Below are 19,617 nucleotides of genomic sequence, written 5' to 3'. Positions count from 1 at the left end.
GGGTACGTCCCGTTTGCGGACGGCGGCGGGATAGGCCACCGTAGGCGGAGGCTGGACCGTGGACGCGGATCGATGGTCACCGGGGTCTGTTACGGGAATGTGACTTCAAGATTGCGGACGCCTGTTGACCTCGGCAATGTGAACGCTAACACTGGCCGGAGCGCGGCATCGCCGGATGATGGCACGTACGTGGGAGGGGAATCCTGTGAGTAGGAAGTTCTTGGTGGCTCTCGGTAGCGCCGCGTTGGCGCTCAGCCTCGCGGCCTGCAGCGGCGAGGGCGCCGGCAGCGGCGGCGACACGTCGGGTGAGCAACCGTCGGATCTGACCATCGGCGTCTCGATGCCGACCCAGACCTCGGAGCGGTGGATCGCCGACGGCAACTCGGTGAAGGAGAAGCTGGAGGGCAAGGGCTACAAGGTCGACCTGCAGTACGCCGGGGACGACATCCCCACCCAGTCGCAGCAGATCGACCAGATGATCACGCAGGGCGCGGACGTGCTGGTGATCGCGGCCATCGACGGCACGGCGCTCAGCGGTCAGCTGCAGGCGGCCGCGGACGCCAACATCCCGGTCATCTCCTACGACCGGCTGATCCGGGAAAGCCCGAACGTCGACTTCTACGTCAGCTTCGACAACTACAAGGTCGGCGTCGCGCAGGCCACCGCCCTGCTGGTCGGGCTCGGCCTGCAGAACAAGGACGGCTCGAAGGGGACGGCGACCGGCCCGTTCAACATCGAACTGTTCGCCGGCTCGCTCGACGACAACAACGCGCACTTCTTCTTCGACGGCGCGATGGACACCCTCAAGCCGTTCATCGACGACAAGTCACTTGTCGTGAAGTCGAACCAGACCGCGATCGAGCAGGTGGCGATCCTGCGGTGGCAGCAGGAGACCGCCCAGCGTCGGATGGAGGACCTGCTGACGTCGAGCTACAACGACGGCACCAAGGTCGACGGCGTGCTCTCCCCGTACGACGGCCTGTCCCGGGGCATCATCACCGCCCTGCAGAACGCCGGCTACGGCAAGGGCAGCGCCAAGATGCCCGTGGTGACCGGCCAGGACGCCGAGATCGCCTCGGTCAAACTGATCAACGACGGGGTCCAGAGCTCCACCATCTTCAAGGACACCCGGCTGCTCGCCGAGCAGGCCGCGATCGCGGCGGAGGCGTTCCTGAAGGAGACCGAGCCGGAGGCCAACGACACCACCACGTACGAGAACGGTGTCAAGGTCGTCCCCTCGTATCTGCTGCCGGTGCAGACCGTCTACAAGGAAGACATCCAGTCGGCGCTCGTCGACTCCGGCTACTGGACGGCGGCGGAAGTGGCCGCCGGTCAGGCCCAGGGCTGACGGCCGGGTCGGGCCCGGTCACCCACCGGGCCCGACCCGCCCGCCACCGGCAACGGAAACGACCAGGAAGTTGACCGTGGACGACAACATCCTTGAGATGCGTGGCATCACCAAGACCTTCCCGGGCGTGGCGGCGCTCCAGGACGTCTCGATCACCGTTCGGCGGGGCGAGATCCACGCCATCTGCGGCGAGAACGGCGCCGGCAAGTCGACCCTGATGAAGGTGCTGTCCGGTGTCTACCCGTCCGGTTCCTACGACGGCGAGATCGTCCTCGACGGCGAGCCGGTGCAGTTCCGCAGCATCCGCGACAGCGAGGCCCGGGGCATCGTCATCATCCACCAGGAGCTGGCCCTGGTGCCGCACCTGTCGATCACCGAGAACATCTTCCTCGGCAACGAGCGCCGGGGGCCCGGCGGCCTGATCGACTGGAACCGCGCCCACGCCGAAGCCGCCCAGTTGCTGGCCTCGGTCGGACTGCACGAGAACCCGGTGCACCCGATCATCCAGTTCGGCGTCGGCAAGCAGCAGCTGGTGGAGATCGCCAAGGCGCTGTCCAAGAACGTCCGGCTGCTGATCCTCGACGAGCCGACGGCGGCCCTCAACGACGTCGACTCGGCGCACCTGCTCGACCTGCTGCGGCGACTGCGCGAGCAGGGCATCACCTGCATCATGATCTCGCACAAGCTGAACGAGATCACCGCGATCGCCGACTCGATCACCGTGATCCGGGACGGGCGGACGGTCGAGCGGCTGGACGTCACCGCCGGCGAGGTGACCCAGGAACGCATCATCCGGGGGATGGTCGGCCGGGACCTGCACAGCTTCTATCCCGAGCGGGAGTCCAACCCCGGCGAGGAGGTGCTCCGGATCTCCGACTGGTCCGTCCGGCACCCCACCCAGGACCGGCTGGTGGTCGACGGCGCCAACCTCGACGTGCGGGCCGGCGAGGTGGTCGGCCTCGCCGGCCTGATGGGCGCCGGCCGGACCGAACTCGCGATGAGCGTCTTCGGCCGCTCCTACGGACGTGACATCACCGGCCGGCTCTTCCTGCGCGGCCGCCAGATCCGGGCCCGCTCGGTCGCCGAGGCGATCAGCAACGGCATCGCGTACGCCACCGAGGACCGCAAGCGGTACGGCCTCAACCTGATCCAGGACATCCGGCGCAACATCTCCGCGGCGGCGCTGGACAAGCTCTCCCGGCTCGGCTGGGTGAACGACAACGAGGAGATCAAGGTCGCCGAGGAGAGCCGGCGTGGCATGAACATCAAGGCGCCCAGCATCATGGCGCTGGCCGGCAAGCTCTCCGGCGGCAACCAGCAGAAGGTCGTCCTGTCGAAGTGGCTGTTCACCGATCCGGACGTGCTGATCCTGGACGAGCCGACCCGCGGCATCGACGTCGGGGCGAAGTTCGAGATCTACACGATCATCAACCGGTTGGTGGCCGACGGGAAGGCCGTCATCATGATCTCCTCCGAGCTGCCGGAACTGCTCGGGATGTGCGACCGGATCTTCACGATCTCGGCCGGCCGGGTGACCGGTGAGGTGCCGGTGGCGCAGGCCACCCAGGAGAAGCTCATGCAACTAATGGCTAAGGACAAGGAACTGGCCGGATGACTAGCACCAAACCCCCCTCGACCCCGCAGCAGGCGCCGGCCGAGCCGGCTCCTGCCCAGGCCCTGCACACCGGCAGCAGCGACCCACGCAAGCTCATCATGAGCAACCTCCGGCAGAGCGGGATCTACGTCGCGCTGGTCGTCATCGTGGCGCTCTTCGCGATCCTGACCGACGGCGTCTCGCTGAGCCCGGGCAACATCACCAACATCGTCCTGCAGTACTCGTACATCCTGGTCCTCGCGGTCGGCATGGTCATCGTGATCGTCGGGGGACACATCGACCTGTCGGTCGGGTCGGTGGTGGCCCTCACCGGCGCGGTCTCGGCCGTGCTCGTGATCCAGCAGGGCCAACCGTGGTGGATCGGGGTGCTGGCCGCGCTGGCGGTCGGGGTCGCGGTCGGCGCCTGGCACGGCTTCTGGGTGGCCTACGCCGGAATTCCGGCCTTCATCGTGACGCTGGCCGGCATGCTGCTGTTCCGCGGCCTCACCCTGCGGGTGCTGGACAACATCTCGCTCTCGCCGTTCCCGGCCGAGTACCAGCGGATCGCCGCCGGATTCCTCAACGGGCTGCTCGGCGGCGAGGGCTACGACGCCTTCACCCTGCTGATCGGGGCGGTCGCGGTGGCCGGCTACGCGGTGAGCGGCTTCCGTACCCGGGCGGCCCGGGTCCGCTACCAGCAGTCCGTCGAGTCGTTCCCGCTCTTCGTCGCGCGGGTGGTGCTGGTCGGCGCGGTCATCATGTACTTCGCCTGGCAGTTGGCGAACGCCCGCGGGCTGCCGATCGTGCTGATCATCCTGGCCGCGCTGGTGCTCGTCTACGGACTGCTCACCCGCCGGACGGTGTTCGGCCGGCAGGTCTACGCGATCGGCGGCAACCTCTCGGCGGCGATGCTGTCCGGGGTGAAGGTCCGGACGGTCAACTTCTGGATCTTCGTCAACATGGGTCTGCTATCGGCCGTGGCGGGCGTCATCTACTCCTCGCGGTCCAACGGGGCACAGCCCGCCGCCGGCAACATGTTCGAGCTGGACGCGATCGCGGCGGCCTTCATCGGCGGCGCGGCCGTCACCGGCGGGGTCGGCACCGTGGTGGGCGCCATGGTCGGTGGCCTGATCATGGCGGTGATGAGCAACGGCATGCAGCTGATGGGCGTCGACCAGTCGGTGCAGTCGGTGGTGAAGGGGCTGGTGCTGCTCGTCGCGGTCGCCTTCGACGTCTACAACAAGCGCCGGGCGGGCGCCTCGCGGTGACGGCGGTGCGAACCCGGAAATGTCGTACCCGGCTCGGATGATGCCGGGCATGACAGCGACGACCCACCACCGGCACCACGCCATCGACTACGTCGAGCTGACCGTCACCGACATCGGCGCCGCCAAGCGGTTCTACGCCGAGGCGTTCGACTGGGCGTTCACCGACTACGGGCCGGCGTACGCCGGCATCCGGACGTCGGGGGGAGACACCGCCGAGGTGGGTGGACTGCGCGAGGACCAGCAGGTCAGGCCGGGCGGCCCGCTGGTCCTGCTCTACTCGGCCGACCTGGACCGGTCGGTCGAGGCGGTGCGGACGGCCGGCGGCGTGGTGGTGGCCGGTCCGTACGACTTCCCCGGCGGACGGCGGTTCCACTTCACCGACCCGAGCGGCAACGAACTGGGCGTGTGGGCGTCGGCCTGACCCGGGTCTGACGGGCGGTCGCGGCGGCTCAGCGGGGCGGCGCCGGAAGCGGCACGTCGTCGCGTTCGCCGTCCGGCCAGTCGATCCGGACCAGGCTGGCCCCGTCTCCGGTCACCGTCACGGTCACGGTCGGGAGCCGGCCCGGCCAACCGGCCCCGGCGAGCACCACCGCGGCGGCGAACACCTCGCCGAACGGCACCGCGTCCGCCGGTTCGCTGGTGACGAACGGGGTCGCCGCATGCCGCCCGAACGCGTCGCCGCCCGACCCCTCGGCGACGCCGGCGATCGGCAACCGTCGCAGGCCGACCACCGTGCTGGTCAGCCCGTCCGGCCGCCGGCAGCGGGCCACCGCCCCGCGCCGCACGACCCGCGGCGGGCCGGCGTCGTCGGCGACCGGGTGCCCGCCCACGCGCAGCCGCCAACCGCCGGCGTCGGCAGCGCCAGCGGCCGTCGCGGCCGGCCCACCGACTGCCGGTTCCCGGCCGGCGGTGGGTCCGCCGGTTGTCCCAGCGCGGCCGATGCCGTCGCCGCCCGGGTCGCCGCCCGCGTCGCCGGCCGGGTCGATGCGGGCCAACCGGATCTCCACCGCCCCGCGTAACACCGACGCGGTGGTCAGCCACGGCCCGGGCGCGAAGTCGACCGGCTCCGGCGGCCAGCGATCCCGCGGTGGCAGCGGCCCGACCGGCCAGTGCGCCCGGTGCCGGGAGACCCCGACCCGCCCGCGCACGCCGAGCGGGGTCAACGGCTGCCGGTGCGAGGCGACCCCGTCGGGGCCGATCAGGGCGACGTGGTTGTCCAGCGGCGACCGGCGGGACCCGTCGTCGTAGCCGGGACCGGTGTGGGTGCTGAAGGCATGCCGGGCGTACCCCGGGTCGTCGAGGCCGAGCAGTTCGTCGGCGCCGTGGTCGGTGCCGTGGTTGACCACCCGGACGATCCCGTCGGCGCGGGTCGCGGAGACCAGCCACCCCGGCGTCCGCAGGCAGACCGCGACGTCGCCGAGCTCGACCGCCATCGGCTCCTCGGTCGCCGCCCACACCGGATGTTCCGGGGGCAGCACCAGACCGGCGAACGCCTTGCTGGACCAGTAGGGCGAGCCGGCCCCGCTATACGGCTGCCGGATCGGGTCGAAGGCGCCGTACCAGCCGATCGGCTCCAGCCCGGCGGGATCGCGGGCGCCGGCGGCGCGGAAGTGGCGCAGCACCCCGCTGGCCAACCGGCGTAGCCGCCCCGGTGGCACCGGTCCGGCGTCGAAGATCGCGCCGGCCCAGAGCGGGGCCAGGGCGGCGTACCGGTAGGTCAACGACCGGCCCTGGTGCAGCGGCGGCCCGTCCGGTGCGAACAGGTGCTGGGCGGTGCTCAGGTATCGGCCCAGCCGGTCCCGGTAGCGCGCCGGCAGGGCGGGATCGACCCGGTCACCGGCGATCCGGCAGTACCAGAGCGGGTAGAAGTTCATCGCCCAGCCGGCGTACCAGTCGAAGTTGCGGCCGGTCGCCCGGCCCTCGCGGCCGTCGGTGTACCAGCCGTCGCCGAGATACCAGGTCTCCATCGTCGCGATGTTGCGCTCCACCTCCTCGGCCGACCACGGGCCGCCCACCGAACGCAGGAACGCGTGCACGAGATTCTGGAACCAGAGCCAGTTGCAGGCCGGGTAGCGCTGACCTATCACCTCGGCCAGCCACTCCACCAGCCGCTCGCGGACCCGGTCGTCGAGCCGGTCCCAGATCAACCGGCGGGACTCGTGCAGGGCCAGCACGATCGAGGCGGCCTCCACCCGGGCCTGGGGTATCTCGTTGACCCGGGGCCAGCGTTCGGACCCGGCGGGGTCGACGCCGGCGGCGAGGCCGTCGGCGTACCACTGGGCCAGGCCGTCGTCGGCGGCGGATCCGCACCCGGCGAGCCGGAAACCGGCGGCGAGGAAGGTACGGGCGAAGCCCTCCAGCCCGTCGCTGGCCGGGCCGGAGACGCTTGTCGGACCGGGCAGCCGGAGCTGCGCGTGCCCGGGGGAGGCGTACCGGCGGGTGGCGGCCAACGTGGCGTCGACGGCGGCCGTCCAGTGCGCGCGGGTCCAACCGGTGTACGGCGACAGCCGCCGGTCCTCGGCCGGCTGCCGGCCGGTGGGTCGACCCTGCGGCACCTGCGGCCCCCGATCCGTCCGGCCGGTCTACCGGGTCGGCGGCGCGGTGCTGGACCGCAGCACCAGGATCGGCTCGACCGGCACGGCGGGGGCGAGAGCGGCGGCGGCCTCGGCCGCGTTGCCGCCGGCCGCCTCGGTGGTGTCCAGCAGCCGCAACAGGGTGGCCATGCTGCGGCGGCCCACCTCGTCGAAGTCCTGCCGGACGGTAGTCAGCGGCGGCAGCATGAACTCCGCCTCGGGGATGTCGTCGAAGGCCACCACACTGATGTCCTGCGGCACCCGGACGCCCCGCTCGTGCAGCGCCCGCAGCAGGCCGAGAGCCATCTGGTCGTTGCCGGCGAAGACGGCGGTGACGTCTGGGTTGCCGGCCAGGGCGGTGCCGGCGACGTAGCCGGACCGGGCGCTCCAGTCACCGGAGATGATCGGCGGGACGACCGCGCCGGCCTCCTCCAGGGTCTGCCGCCAGCCCTCGATGCGGTCCCGGGCCTCCAGCCAGTCCGACGGGCCGGAGATGTGCCAGACGGTCTGGTGTCCCTGTTCCAGCAGGTGCCGGACGGCGAGCCGGGCACCGGCGATCTGGTCGACCGAGACCGAGGGCAGGCCGCTGTCCTGGCCCGCCTCGACCGCGACCGCCGCCATGCCGCGGGGCAGGCTGTGCAGCGCGGCGGCGGCGGCCATCTGCGGCGCGATGATGATCACACCGTCCACGCCCTGCCCGTCGAGGGCCTGCACGGCGGCGAGCACGCCCTTGCGGTCCACCCGTTCCAGGGCGACGATGCTGACCCCATAGCCGGCGGCGCGGGCGGCCCGCTCGATGCCGAGCAGCGTCGAGGCGGGGCCGAAGAGGATGGTGTCGAAACTGACCACGCCGAGGACCCGGGAGCGGCGGCTGGCCAGGCCCCGGGCCATCGCGTTGGGCCGGTAGCTGAGCTCGGCCATCGCCCGCAGCACCCGTTCCCGGGTCTCGGCCCGGACCCGGGGATGGTCGTTGATCACCCGGGAGACCGTCTGGTGCGACACGCCGGCCAGCCGGGCGACGTCGGTCATCACTGCCGGCCGATTGGTCTGGGGTGATGTGGTCACTGGTTCCTCCGCCGGCACGCCGATTACCGCCGCCACCGCCTACCGCCGGCACACCCGCCGCGCCGATCACTGCAGTTCAGGTTAGCGCTACCATGCCGCACCGCCGCTGACCGTCCCGCTTTCGGGGCGGCGCGGTCAAGCCCGGCGCGGTTTGCGTTTCGGCGCCTTTGCCGAGGGGTTACGGCCGCGGCCCGCTGCGGGTCGCGCGTGGTCGCGGCCGGTCGTGCACGGCCTGACGGATATGACGGGTAGTGCTCGAAATAAGTATGAGGCAATTGCTATGCGACGCGCCGTCCGACCATCGTTACATTAGCGAACATCGATCGAGAGTGTCGTGCTCTCGTCCTGCCTCCCATAAGGAGCACTGATGTACAGACGGCACCTCCTGCGTACCGCCGCCGCGGGCATCCTCGCGGTCGCCATGTCGCTGGTCGGGGTCCAGGCGGCCAACGCCGCGCCGGTCGCCCCGGACGACGTCTCGATCGCCGCCCGGACCATCTACTACGACGCCAGCCGGGCCGGCGAGTTCACCACCAACTTCACCCAGGCCGCGCAGATCTGGAACAGCCGGGTGAGCAACGTCCGGCTGCAGGCCGGCTCGCCCGCCACCATCGTCATCTACGTCGACAACGGCTGGCCGCGGGCGTACGTCAACGGGCTCGGTTCCGGGCGGATCTACATGGGCTGGCAGGCGGTGAACCAGGGCTACCACCGGACCCGGATCGCCACCCACGAGTTCGGGCACCTGCTCGGCCTGCCGGACCGGCGGACCGGCCTCTGCTCCGACCTGATGTCGGGCAGCAGCGCCCCGGTCTCCTGCACCAACGCGTACCCGAGCGCCGCCGAGGCGGCCCAGGTGGACCGCAACTTCGCCGGCTCCCGGGTGCCCGCCACGATCGGCGCGGCGGGCGGCACCGCGTACACCTGGACCGGTCGCTGACCGCGGCCGGACCGCCTGACCTGCGGTAGCCCGCGGCTACCCGGCCGCGGCCGGTCCGGCCTTGACGGGGTCGGAGTCGGCCCGGTCGGACTTGGCCTGGTCGGAGTCGGTCTGACCCGCGGCCTGGTCGGAACTGGTGTCGGCCGTCGGGGGCTGGTCCGCACCGGGTTGGTCGGTGGATGGGGCGTCGTCGGCCGGCAGGTCGGCGACCCCCCACCGGTCGCGGAACAGGTACCAACCGGCGATCCCGAGCCCGAGCAGCAGGGCGCCGGCCAGGCCGATGTCGAGCAGGCTCAGCCCGCCGTCGTCCTGACCGGCGCCGGCCGGATCGGCCTGGTCGGCCTGGTCGCCCTGACCGGCCGGCGGCGGGGCGACCGGCGGCGCCACCAGTCGCACCACCGCGGCGGGCCGCTCCGGTCGGGCGCCGTCCGCGCCGGCGACCCCGTCCCAGTTGGCCACGAACCCGTCCGAGTACGTCTGCACCACCGTGAAGACCATCTGGTCGGCCTGCTGCGGCATCGGGCCGAGGGAGATGCTGAGTTCGGCCGGACCGGGGTTGTCGCCGGGCGGAGTGGCCCGGATCCAGGTGATCGCCGCGACCACCTCCCCGGTCTGGCCGTGGTGCAGGCCCGGCAGCGGCTCGTCGAGGGTGCGCATGGTGATCTGCGGCGCCCAGTCCGGCACCGACATCGGCCAGGTCTCCGCGACCGGCAGGCTGTCCGGCATCCGGAGCTGGATTCTGGTGGTGTGCGCTCCCGGCCGGTCCTCGGTGACCCGGAAGGTCAGCCGGGCCGGGTCGCCCTGGATCGCCTGGACCGGGTCGACCGTCACATCGGCCGAGGCGGGCGCCGCCCCGACCGCGACGGCGAATCCGGTCGCGAGGACGACGAGTGCCGTCCGTGCGCTGCCGAGGATCGACCTGTACGTCCTGCGCTCCACCACGAGTCCTCCCTTTCCGCCACCGGCCCGACCGGCCGGCGGCGATCCGGTCCGCGCCCTGCCGGCACGGTAACCGACCCCGGGCCGAAGCCGCGCGCCGCCGGTCGCCACCCGCCGGCCGACCCCTCCCGGCCGGCGCGCCACGGCCCAGCTTCCCGGCCCCCAGCAGGTAGTTCGGCCGGTGGGCCGGAAAGGTTCAATTTGATCTTGAATATCGCGGACCGGGCGGCAGGTTGTGATTGATCCGGAAGAGGTTCCGCGGGTCGTACGCCTTCTTGAATCTGGTCAGCCGCTGGTAGGTGTGCGCCGGGTAGGCGCGGCGGACGGCCTCGGCCGGAGCCAGCTCGGCGGCCGGGACGCCCCCGGCGCCCCGGAACGGCGAGCCGCTCCGGGGCGCCGGGGCTCGGCTCACCCGCCTGGTTCAGGCGTCGCGCTTGGCCTCGTTGACGCGCAGCGTCCGTACCCAGCTGGAGGCGGTGTGCCGGGGTACGCCGTAGTGCGCGGCGACAGCGCTCACCGAATCGGTCCGGCCCAGCACCTGTGCCAGATCGGCAGGGCTGCGGCGGTAGGACCGGCCGGCCACCTTCCGCTGCCCGCCGGCCCCGGTCGTCACCTTCGTGCCGCCCGCCGGCTTGGCGGTTGCCGACTTCCTGGCCGTCACCGTCCTGGGAGACGCCGCCGCAGCCGTGGTCGTCCCGCGGGCGGCCTTCTTGGCTGTCGTCTTCTTGGCTGTCGTCTTCTTGGCCACCGCCTTCTTGACGGCGGTCGTCCTCGGCGTGGCCGCGGTCGCAGTGCTCTTCCTGGACCTGGTCTGCCCGGTCGCCTTCGCCTTCGCCTTCGTGGTGGTCTTCCGAGGCGTTGTCGCCTTGGCGGTGGTCTTCCGTGGCCGGCGCGCCGCACCTTCGGCCGTCGTCGTCGTCGCGGCGGTGGCGGCCGGAGCGGTGGTCTTCTTGGCCGTGGTCTTCTTGGCCGTGGTCTTCTTGGCCGTGGCCTTCCGGGGAGTTGCCGCCTTGGCGGCCGTCGCCTTGGCCGTCGTTCGGTTGGCTGTCTTCCGGTCGGCTGTCGTGGTGCCGGCTGCGGCCTTCCGGAGCGCGGTCGTACTGGTCGCGGGGGTGTCGACCGTGGACTTCCTCGTGCTGGGCCGCCTGGCGGCGCGCGCCGTGGTCACCGCTTCGGACGGGCCGTCGGGCGCCGCGGCGGGCTGGTCCGGGACCGCCGGCTCCGGTGCGGCCGCGGGAGACTCTGATGTGGACACGTCGACCTGATCGACCGACGCCGGAGCCGGGTCGGGCAGCGGGGCCGGTTCGGGGCCGCCCTCCAACACCTCGGGAGCGGGCGTCGATGCCGGATCGGGCTGTCCGGAGAGCGCGGAGGAGGCGGTGCCGGGGGCGATGGCGCGCAGCAACTGGTCCAGGTCCACGGCGGGTAGTTGACCCGCCGACAGCCCGCCGCCGGCGCCGGCGCGGACCAGCAGTTCGGTGATGCGGGCGGTGGACTCGCCCACCTCGACCCGCAGGGTGGTGGTGGCCCGGGTCTGATCGTCCGGGGCGATCGTGATGGTGTAAGAACTCACCGGGATACGGAACCTCTCCTGGATGACGGCTGTCGGGGCACGCGGGCGGCCCCGTAGCGGCCGCGATGCAGACGACAGTGTTGTTGATGTTGGGCGTCAAGCTACCTCCGGGTAGTCCTTCTCGCCAACTGTCCGGTCGTCCAGATCGGCTGATGGGGCTGGTCGGCGCCGTTCGGGATCGACTGTCATCGGTATCCGATCTACCATGGGCGATCGAACGGTGTCGGTCCATGATGGGCGCCGATCGGATGGAACTTCCGTGTGCGGCGCCGCGAACCGGTGCTCACGCAACGACTTCGGCGACGCGCCGGGTCGGTCCGGCCACCGCCGGTGCCGACGGCGCGAGCCGCGAAGGGAGCGTCGGATGCCGAGTCTCGGTCCCGTCATGTCGATCGTCGCCGGAGTCACCGGCCTGCTGACCATCATGGTTCCGGTAGCACCGGCGGTCGCCGCGGCCGATCCACCGGGCATCGTGGTCCGCGACGGGCTGACCCAGCCGGTCTTCCCGCTCGCCGAGGCGATCGAGGAACGGGTGTGGGTGCAGACCGGACTCGACACCGACCACGACGGTGTCCCCGACCGGGTGGCGATCGACATCAGCCGGCCGGGCGCGACGGCGACCGACGGACTGAAGGTGCCGGTCATCTTCGAGCACAGTCCGTACCGCAAGGACGTCTGGGGGGACGTGCCGTACCCGAGCGTGCTGGTCGACGAGTTGCCCCAGTCGGGGGTGGGGGCCGGCTCGGCCAGGTCCGCCCGATCGTCGAACGCGCGCGGCGTCGCGAACCTGCCCGGCAGCCTGGACGACTACTACGTGCCGCGTGGTTACGCGGTGGTGCTCGGCCAGAGCATCGGCACCGGTGACTCGGACGGCTGCCCCACCTCCGGCGACATGGCGGAGACCCTCGGCACCAAGGCGGTGATCGACTGGCTCAACGGGCGGGCGATGGGCTACGACGCCGCCGGCGCACCGGTCACCGCGAGCTGGACCACCGGTGCCGTCGGCATGATCGGCGTCTCCTACAACGGAACCCTGCCGAACATGGTGGCCACCACCGGGGTCACCGGACTGCGCACGATCGTGCCGATCGCCGCGATCAGCAGCTGGTACGACTACTACCGGGCGCACGGCCTGGTGGTGGCTCCCGGCACCTACCAGGGCGAGGACGCCGACGTGCTGGCGAAGTTCACGGCCGGTCGGACCCGGGCGCAGGGACGGTGCCGAGACGAGCTGGACCGCCTGACGGCGGAACAGGACCGGGTCACCGGTGACTACACGCGGTTCTGGCGCGACCGTGACTACGTGGACGCGCGTCGGGTGCGGGCCAGCGTGTTCCTGGTCCACGGGCTGCAGGACTGGAACGTCAAGACGGAGAACTTCGCGGGTTGGTGGGACGAACTCGCCCGGCACGGCGTGGACCGCAAGATCTGGCTGCACCAGGGCGGGCACGGCGGGCCGGGCAATGCCGCCGCGGTGACCCTGCCGGACGGCCGGACCTGGACCTACAAGCAGACCGAGCACCGCTGGTTCGACCACTGGCTGTGGAACGTGGACAACGGGATCATGGCCGAACCGACGGCGGTGGTGCAGCGGGAGGACCGCGGCTACCGCAGCTACCGGGACTGGCCGGACCCGGCTGCCCGGGACGTCGCGCTGCGGCTCTCGGCGACCACTGCCACCGCGCCGGGCGATCTGGTGCCGGTTCGGCGACCGCGTACCGGCACCACCCAGAGCCTGGTCGACGAGGGCCGGACCATCCCGCCCGACGAGCTGGTGGCGGATCCGGATCAGGCCAGCCCGAACCGACTCGTCTACCGGACGCCGCCGCTCGCCGCCGAGGCGCGGCTCTCCGGCCGGCCGGAGGTGGTGCTGCGACTGTCGGTGGACAACCGGACCGCGGCCAACGTCACGGCCTACCTGGTCGAGTACGGCCCACCCGGAACCGCCGCCGATCCGGTCGTGGTGACCCGGGGCTGGCTTGATCCCCAGAACCGGTTCGGCCTGGCCAACAGTCGACCGGTCCGGCCCGGCCACGCCTACGACCTGCGCTGGACGCTGGAACCGAAGGACCACGTGTTCCGGTCGGGCAGCCGGATCGGCCTGGTGGTCTTCTCCAGCGACCAGGAGTACACCCTGCTCCCGCTCGGCGGCACCCGGCTGACCGTCACGCCGTCGTTCAGCGAGGTGCGGCTGCCGATCGTCGGTGGCGCGGCGGCGTTGGGTCGCTGAGCGGATGGCCACCATGCCGGGGTCGGCACCCGTCGCGAATATTCCTCTCTGTATCGGGAAGCTCACTCGCCCGCTCGCCCTCCTCACATTACGGTCGAGTCGTGGACCGTACTGATCTGGATGTCCTGGTGGTCGGTGCCGGTGTCTCCGGCCTCACCACCGCGGTGCTGCTCGCCGAGGAGGGTCTGCGGGTGGGCATCTGGACGGCCGAGCAGCCGCAGGCCACCACCTCGGTGGCCGCCGGTGCACTGTGGGGTCCGTACCTGGTCGAGCACGTCGACCGGGTAGCCGTCTGGAGTGGACAGACCCTGGCCGTGCTGCGGGAGCTCGCCCTGCTGCCGGAGACCGGGGTTCGGATCGTGTCGGGTATCGAGGCGTCCCGGACCCCGGTGGAACCGCCGGACTGGGGCCGGCAACTCGACGGGTTCCGGATCTGCGTCCCCGCCGAACTGCCGGCCGGTTTCCGGGTCGGCTGGCGATTCACCGTGCCGCTTGTCGACATGCCGACCTACCTCAGCTACCTGGAGAAGCGGCTGGTCAGTGCCGGGGGGTTCATCGAGATCCGGCGGATAGCCGCGCTGCGGGAGGCCACCGCGATGGCTCCGGTGGTGGTCAACTGTGCCGGCATCGGCGCGTACGAGCTGGTCCCCGACTCGAACCTGACGCCGATCCGCGGCCAGCTCGTGGTGGTGGAGAATCCCGGCATCACCGAGTTCTTCTCGGAGGACACCGGCGACTCGCCGGAGCTGGTGCATTTCTACCCGCACATCGACACGGTGGTGCTGGGCGGCAGCGCCCAGTACGGAGTGTGGAGCCGCGAGCCGGATCCGGCGATCGCGGCCGGGATCATCGCCCGGTGCGCGGCCATCGAACCGCGGCTGCGGGACGCCCGGGTGATCGACCACCGGGTGGGGCTGCGACCGGCCTGCCCGCGGCCCCGGGTGGAGACCGAGGTGTTGGACGGGACCAGGGTGATCAGCAACTACGGTCACGGCGGGGCCGGCGTGACGCTCTCCTGGGGGTGCGCCCGCGACGTCGCGGCCGCGGTACGCGCCGGGTGACCGGGCCGCCGCTGATCGCCGCCGGCCGGGACGCCGACGGATAATCGGTCGCCAGGCGAGACCGGCCCGGCTAGGGTCGACGCCATGTCGGGCACCTTCCACGCCCTGATCGGCGCATCCCTGACCGGGATGTGCTCCGCCGGCTGGGCACCGCAACTCGTCGTCCGCCCCCGGGCCGGCCGCCAGACCTTGGCCGGCTAGGGCAGGCTCACCACCCGCCGGGCCACCGGGACCCACGCGCCCGTCGCGTGGGCCGTCGACCACGACGTCGTGGCCCGGGTCCCAGCCTTCGTAAGCGCACCGCACCCCGAGCCGGGTCCGTCCGTACGCCATCGCCACGTGCCCGGACGCCCTCCGGGTGCGGTCCGCCGCGCCCGCACGCCCAAGGTCACCCGCGTCCAGATCATCAGGACAGGCCACGGGCACCTCGTGTCGCCTGTCCCGTTCCCGGCTCGCCGAGCCGGGCGGGAGGACAAGGCTGTGCCACGACACCAGAGACCAGATCGACCCGGACGGCCCGACCGTTCGGGGCACCATCAGCGGGCCGACCAGCCACGGCCCGAGGCACGACGATCCCCGCGGACCGGGCAGGACCGGAGCCGGCGAGTGCTGGGGCAGAACTTCCTGCGCGACCCCGCGATCATCGCCGAGATCGTCCGCGCCGCGCGACCCGGTCCGGACGACCTGATCATCGAGGTCGGGGCCGGCCGGGGGAGCCTGACCCGGCCGCTGGCCCGCGCCTGCCGCGCCCTGGTCGCGTACGAGGTCGACCCGGACCTGGCGGCCCGGCTCGCCGCCGAGTCGCGGGCCGACCCCTCGGTCCGGGTCCTGGCGGGGGACTTCCTGGCCAGCCGCCCACCGGACGAGCCGTTCGCGGTGGTGGGCAACATCCCGTACGCCTCGACCACCCGCATCGTCGAGTGGTGCCTGGCCGCGCCGCGGCTCACCGCGGCCACCCTGGTGACCCAGCTGGAGTACGCCCGCAAGCGGTGCGGCGACTACGGACGGTGGAGCATGCGCACGGTGCAGACCTGGCCGCTGTTCGACTGGCGACTGGCCGGGCGCATCCCCCGGCACCGGTTCCACCCCGCGCCCCGGGTGGACGCCGCGATCCTGCGCCTGAGCCGCCGGGCCGTGCCGGCGCTCGGCGACCGCGAACTGGCCGCGTACGAGCGGTTCGTGGCGCTGGGGTTCAGCGGAGTCGGCGGTTCGCTGCGGGCCTCGCTGTGTCGCGGACACGATCGGCGCCGGGTCGAGGCGGCGTTGCGGTCCTGCCGGGTGTCGCCGGAGACGGTGGTCGGGCAGGTCTGGCCGGAGCAGTGGATCGCCCTGTTCCGCGCCGTGCACGGAAGGCGCTGATCCCGACGCCGTCGGGTCGGTCGGCCATGACATTCGTCATGGCCGACCGGTGACGGCGGCACCCGTACCGGTGAGGGTTGGCACTGCCCGGCCCGGCCGGCGGCTTCCAGGATGGGAGCATGACAACGGACGTGGTGACGGATCGGCGGGCCGCGGGGGAGCGGGACGCGGTCATCGAGGTCGCCGACCTGATCCGGCGGTACGGCGGGCGGACCGGGTACGAGGCGGTGCGGGGCGTCTCGTTCTCGGTCGGCCGCGGTGAGCTCTTCGCCCTGCTCGGCACGAACGGGGCCGGCAAGACCTCGACCCTGGAACTGGTCGAGGGGTTGGCCCGGCCGGCCGCCGGCACGGTCCGGGTGCTCGGTCACGACCCGTACCGGGAACGGGCGCTGGTCCGGCCCCGCACCGGCGTGATGCTGCAGGAGGGCGGCTTCCCGGCCGACCTCACCGTGGCCGAGACGGCCCGGATGTGGGCTCACCGAGGTGGTCCGTACCGTGCATCGGGGCGGCCGCTACGTCGACCCGCAGCTTGCGGCGGAGGCGATAAGCGCCGGGGACAGCCCGCTGACGCCCCGCGAGGCGGACGTCCTGGAGTTGGCCGCCGACGGCGCCCCGGTCGACGAGATCGCCGAGCGGGCAGCGCTGTCGCCCGGCACCGTCCGCAACTACCTCTCCTCGGCGGTGGCGAAGGTCGGTGCCGCCAACCGGCACGAGGCGGCCCGCATCGCCCGCCGGTACGGCTGGATCTGACCGCCGGCGGCCGGACCCTGGCTGACCCTCGGCGGACCACGGCCGGTCGGATCGCGGCCGGTCGGATCGCGGCCGGACGGAACGCGGCCGGACGGAACGGGAGAATCCGGCCTGCCGGCCCCGCCGATTTGATCGGATGAAGGGGCGACCGCGCGGGGGCAACCGGCGGCGGGGGACACGGCGGGGGCGGCCATGGCGACGGTACGGGACATCACCTACGACCTGCTTCGCGCGCTCCGGTTGACCACCGTCTTCGGCAACCCGGGTTCGACCGAGGAGCCGTTCCTCGGCGACTTCCCGGCCGACTTCACCTACGTGCTCGCCCTGCAGGAGGCCTCGGCGGTCGCGATGGCCGACGGTTACGCCCAGGCCAGCAACCGGCCGGTGCACGTCAACCTGCACACCGCGCCGGGCGTCGGCAACGGGATGGGCGGACTGGTGACCGCCTGGCACAACAAGACCCCGCTGATCGTCACCGCCGGTCAGCAGAGCCGGGAGATGCTGCTGATCGAGCCGCGGCTGACCAGCGTGCGGGCGACCGAGCTGGCCCAGCCGTACGTCAAGTGGGCCTACGAGCCGGTCCGGGCTCAGGACATTCCCGCCGCGCTGATGCGCGCCTACGCCACCGCGGTGCAGCCGCCGACCGGGCCGGTGCTGCTCTCCCTGCCGCTGGACGACTGGAGCCAACCCGCGGCCGGGGTGCCGGCGCTGCGCTCGCTGAGCACCCGGTACGCGCCGGACCCGCAACGGCTGCGCGAGTTCGCCGAGGCCCTGGCGGCCAGCCGGAACCCGGTCCTGGTCACCGGCGGCGGCCTGGACCGCGGCGGCGGTTGGCCGGCCGCGGTGGCGCTGGCCGAACGGCTGCGGGCGCCGGTCTGGTCGGCCCCGGCGTCCGAGCGGGTCGGCTTTCCGGAAAGCCACCGGCAGTTCCAGGGCTTCCTGCCGTTCGCGATCGGACCGTTGGCCGAGCGACTGCGCGGACACGACGTGGTGCTGGTGGTCGGCGCGCCGGTGTTCCGGTACTACCCGTACCTCCCGGGGGACTACCTGCCGGTCGGCGCCCGGCTGCTGCACGTCACCGACGATCCGGACGAGGCTGCCCGGGCGCCGGTCGGGGACAGCCTGGTCGCCGATCCGGAGCTGACCTGCACCGCGCTGGCCGGGCTGCTGCCGGTGGCGCACCGGCCCGGGCCGCCCGCCCGCCCGGCCACCCCGGTCCCGGAACCGGGCACACCACCGTCGCCGGACGCGTTCTTCGCGGTGCTCGCCAGCGCCTGGCCAGCCGACGCGATCCTGGTCCAGGAGGCGCCGTCGAGCCTGTCAGCGCTGCGGCGCCAGCTCCGGGTCAACCGCCCGGGCTCCTATTTCGCCAGCGCCAGCGGCGGCCTCGGGTACGGGCTGCCCGCCGCGGTCGGCATCGCCCTGGCCGAGCGGGACAGCGGCCGGAACCGGCCGGTGGTGGCGGTGATCGGTGACGGCTCGTTCCAGTATTCGGTACAGGCGCTCTGGACCGCCGCCCAACTGTCCCTGCCGGTGGTCTTCCTGGTGCTGGTCAATCAGCAGTACGCGATCCTGAAGGCGTTCGCGCGCCTGAAGCGGACCCCCGGCGTGCCCGGCCTGGACCTGCCGGGCCTGGACATCCCCGCCATCGCCCGCGGGTTCGGCTGCGGGGCGGCGACGGTGGCGGCCGTGGCCGACCTGCCGGACGCCCTGGCCGCGGGGTTGCGGGCCGACGGCCCGACCGTGCTGGCGGTGCCGATCAGCACCGAGGTGCCGGCCCTGCTGTGACACCGTCCCGGCGGCGTTCACCGGCCTGGGTAGAGTCGGTCCGTGACCGACGCGGAACCGACGCCGGGCCGGATCGTGCCCCCCGACCGGGCCGACGGTCCGGATCCGACCCCCGCCGAACCCACGAGCGTCCTGCTCGCCGGGCACGACGTGCCGCTGGGCCGCTACACCACCGTTCGCCGGCTGCTGCCGCAGCGCCGGCGGCGCATGATCGGCGCGTGGTGCTTCGTGGACCATTTCGGGCCCGACGACGTCGCCGGTCGGCCGGGTATGCAGATTCCTCCGCATCCGCACACCGGCCTGCAGACCGTCACCTGGCTGGTCGAGGGGGAGATCCTGCACCGGGACAGTCTCGGCAACCGGCAGTCGATCCGGCCGGGGCAGCTCAATGTGATGACGGCCGGGCGGGGGATCGCCCACTCGGAGCAGTCCCCACCCGACCACCCGCCGGTGGTGCACGGGCTCCAGTTGTGGGTCGCGATGCCGGACGCGGCCCGGCTCGGCCCGCCCCGGTTCGCCCACCACGCCGACCTGCCGGTGGTGGGGGACGCGGACCTGACCGCGACGGTGCTGGTCGGCGAGCTGGCCGGGGCGTCCTCGCCGGCCGTCGTGCACACCCCGCTGGTCGGCGCCGAGGTGCGGCTGCCGGCCGACGGTGGCGTGGCCCGGCTGCCGCTGGCGGTCGGATTCGAGCACGGCGTGTTGGTGATGTCCGGCTCCGCCGAGGTGGCCGGGGTCCGCCTGACGCCGGGATCACTGCTGCATCTCGGGCCGGGGCGCCGCGAGGTCGGGCTTCGCGGGCTGACCGATGCCCGGCTCGCGCTGCTGGGCGGCGAGCCGTTCGACGAGCCGCTGGTGATGTGGTGGAACTTCGTCGGCCGGTCGCACGAGGAGATCGTCGAGGCGCGGTCCGACTGGATGGCCGGCCGGCGGTTCGGTGCCGTCACCGAGGATCCGGCGGATCGGCTGCCGGCGCCGCCGATGCCGACGACCCGGCTCAAGGCGCGCGACCGGCACGGAAACGGCCCGGGCTGACCTGCCGCTTTTACCACGAAGTCCGCCTTTGGCGCGATTAGATGGCGTGCCTTTGCCCACAATTGCTGGGTATCTAGCTATCCGGTCGATATCG

At 72.5% G+C, this 19,617-nt stretch carries 15 protein-coding genes and 2 pseudogenes; 12 read left to right on the top strand and 5 right to left on the bottom strand.

Features of this window, described 5'->3' with window-relative positions:
• Positions 1 to 205 precede the first annotated feature (205 nt).
• The 4 genes from chvE (at position 206) to O7627_RS18635 (ending at position 4,631) form a co-directional block, all read left to right on the top strand.
• Positions 206 to 1,348 (top strand): multiple monosaccharide ABC transporter substrate-binding protein, encoded by a 1,143-nt coding sequence (gene chvE, locus O7627_RS18650; RefSeq protein WP_278094802.1) that lies wholly within the window; start codon positions 206 to 208, stop codon positions 1,346 to 1,348.
• A gap of 76 nt (positions 1,349 to 1,424) precedes the next feature.
• Positions 1,425 to 2,963, top strand: coding sequence for a multiple monosaccharide ABC transporter ATP-binding protein (gene mmsA, locus O7627_RS18645; RefSeq protein WP_278094801.1), 1,539 nt, complete (start codon positions 1,425 to 1,427; stop codon positions 2,961 to 2,963).
• Entirely contained in the window at positions 2,960 to 4,210 is a 1,251-nt protein-coding gene (gene mmsB / locus O7627_RS18640; protein ID WP_278094800.1) for a multiple monosaccharide ABC transporter permease, read from the top strand. Before mmsA ends, mmsB begins: the two co-directional genes overlap by 4 nt.
• Before the next feature lie 49 nt (positions 4,211 to 4,259).
• Positions 4,260 to 4,631 (top strand): VOC family protein, encoded by a 372-nt coding sequence (locus tag O7627_RS18635; protein ID WP_278094799.1) that lies wholly within the window; start codon positions 4,260 to 4,262, stop codon positions 4,629 to 4,631.
• A 28-nt stretch (positions 4,632 to 4,659) separates the two neighbouring features.
• On the opposite strand, the gene O7627_RS18630 is transcribed toward O7627_RS18635, so the two are convergent.
• Positions 4,660 to 6,765 (bottom strand): DUF2264 domain-containing protein, encoded by a 2,106-nt coding sequence (locus O7627_RS18630; RefSeq protein WP_278094798.1) that lies wholly within the window; start codon positions 6,763 to 6,765, stop codon positions 4,660 to 4,662.
• Positions 6,766 to 6,792: 27 nt separating this feature from the next.
• A complete protein-coding gene (locus tag O7627_RS18625) occupies positions 6,793 to 7,848 on the bottom strand; it encodes a LacI family DNA-binding transcriptional regulator (protein WP_278094797.1) in 1,056 nt (351 codons plus the stop codon).
• Positions 7,849 to 8,215: 367 nt separating this feature from the next.
• Here O7627_RS18625 and O7627_RS18620 point away from each other — a divergent pair.
• Positions 8,216 to 8,731: pseudogene (locus tag O7627_RS18620) on the top strand (snapalysin family zinc-dependent metalloprotease); the annotation flags it as partial.
• A gap of 93 nt (positions 8,732 to 8,824) precedes the next feature.
• Here O7627_RS18620 and O7627_RS18615 read toward each other — a convergent pair.
• From O7627_RS18615 to O7627_RS18605, 3 genes are all read right to left on the bottom strand, one after another.
• Positions 8,825 to 9,727: a YcnI family protein gene (locus O7627_RS18615; protein ID WP_278094795.1), complete on the bottom strand. Its 903-nt coding sequence runs from the start codon at positions 9,725 to 9,727 to the stop codon at positions 8,825 to 8,827.
• A gap of 196 nt (positions 9,728 to 9,923) precedes the next feature.
• A complete protein-coding gene (locus O7627_RS18610; RefSeq protein ID WP_278094794.1) occupies positions 9,924 to 10,139 on the bottom strand; it encodes a BBE domain-containing protein in 216 nt (71 codons plus the stop codon).
• Positions 10,140 to 10,148: 9 nt separating this feature from the next.
• Positions 10,149 to 11,300: a hypothetical protein gene (locus tag O7627_RS18605; protein ID WP_278094793.1), complete on the bottom strand. Its 1,152-nt coding sequence runs from the start codon at positions 11,298 to 11,300 to the stop codon at positions 10,149 to 10,151.
• A gap of 364 nt (positions 11,301 to 11,664) precedes the next feature.
• Between O7627_RS18605 and O7627_RS18600 the strand changes: the two genes are divergently transcribed.
• The 7 genes and pseudogenes from O7627_RS18600 (at position 11,665) to O7627_RS18570 (ending at position 19,523) form a co-directional block, all read left to right on the top strand.
• A complete protein-coding gene (locus tag O7627_RS18600) occupies positions 11,665 to 13,530 on the top strand; it encodes a Xaa-Pro dipeptidyl-peptidase (RefSeq protein WP_278094792.1) in 1,866 nt (621 codons plus the stop codon).
• 101 nt (positions 13,531 to 13,631) lie between these two features.
• Positions 13,632 to 14,591 carry an FAD-dependent oxidoreductase gene (locus O7627_RS18595; RefSeq protein WP_278094791.1) on the top strand — a complete coding sequence of 320 codons (960 nt, stop codon included), beginning with the start codon at positions 13,632 to 13,634 and terminating at the stop codon, positions 14,589 to 14,591.
• Positions 14,592 to 15,197: 606 nt separating this feature from the next.
• On the top strand, positions 15,198 to 15,950 hold the full coding sequence (erm, locus tag O7627_RS18590) for an ErmE/ErmH/ErmO/ErmR family 23S rRNA (adenine(2058)-N(6))-methyltransferase (RefSeq protein WP_278094790.1): 753 nt from the start codon (positions 15,198 to 15,200) through the stop codon (positions 15,948 to 15,950).
• A gap of 119 nt (positions 15,951 to 16,069) precedes the next feature.
• Positions 16,070 to 16,414: pseudogene (locus O7627_RS18585) on the top strand (ATP-binding cassette domain-containing protein); the annotation flags it as partial.
• Between the two features lie 19 nt (positions 16,415 to 16,433).
• Positions 16,434 to 16,700, top strand: a complete 267-nt coding sequence (locus O7627_RS18580; protein WP_278094789.1) for a LuxR C-terminal-related transcriptional regulator — start codon at positions 16,434 to 16,436, stop codon at positions 16,698 to 16,700.
• Positions 16,701 to 16,892: 192 nt separating this feature from the next.
• Positions 16,893 to 18,488 (top strand): benzoylformate decarboxylase, encoded by a 1,596-nt coding sequence (gene mdlC, locus O7627_RS18575; protein WP_278094788.1) that lies wholly within the window; start codon positions 16,893 to 16,895, stop codon positions 18,486 to 18,488.
• A gap of 72 nt (positions 18,489 to 18,560) precedes the next feature.
• Positions 18,561 to 19,523 (top strand): pirin family protein, encoded by a 963-nt coding sequence (locus O7627_RS18570; RefSeq protein WP_278098323.1) that lies wholly within the window; start codon positions 18,561 to 18,563, stop codon positions 19,521 to 19,523.
• Positions 19,524 to 19,617: the final 94 nt, after the last annotated feature.

Origin of the sequence: Solwaraspora sp. WMMD1047, assembly GCF_029626155.1 — a bacterium.
Classification (GTDB): Bacteria; Actinomycetota; Actinomycetes; order Mycobacteriales; family Micromonosporaceae; genus WMMD1047.
The sequence above is the reverse complement of the archived record's forward strand: the minus strand, read 5'-3'. Positions and strand labels throughout refer to the sequence as shown.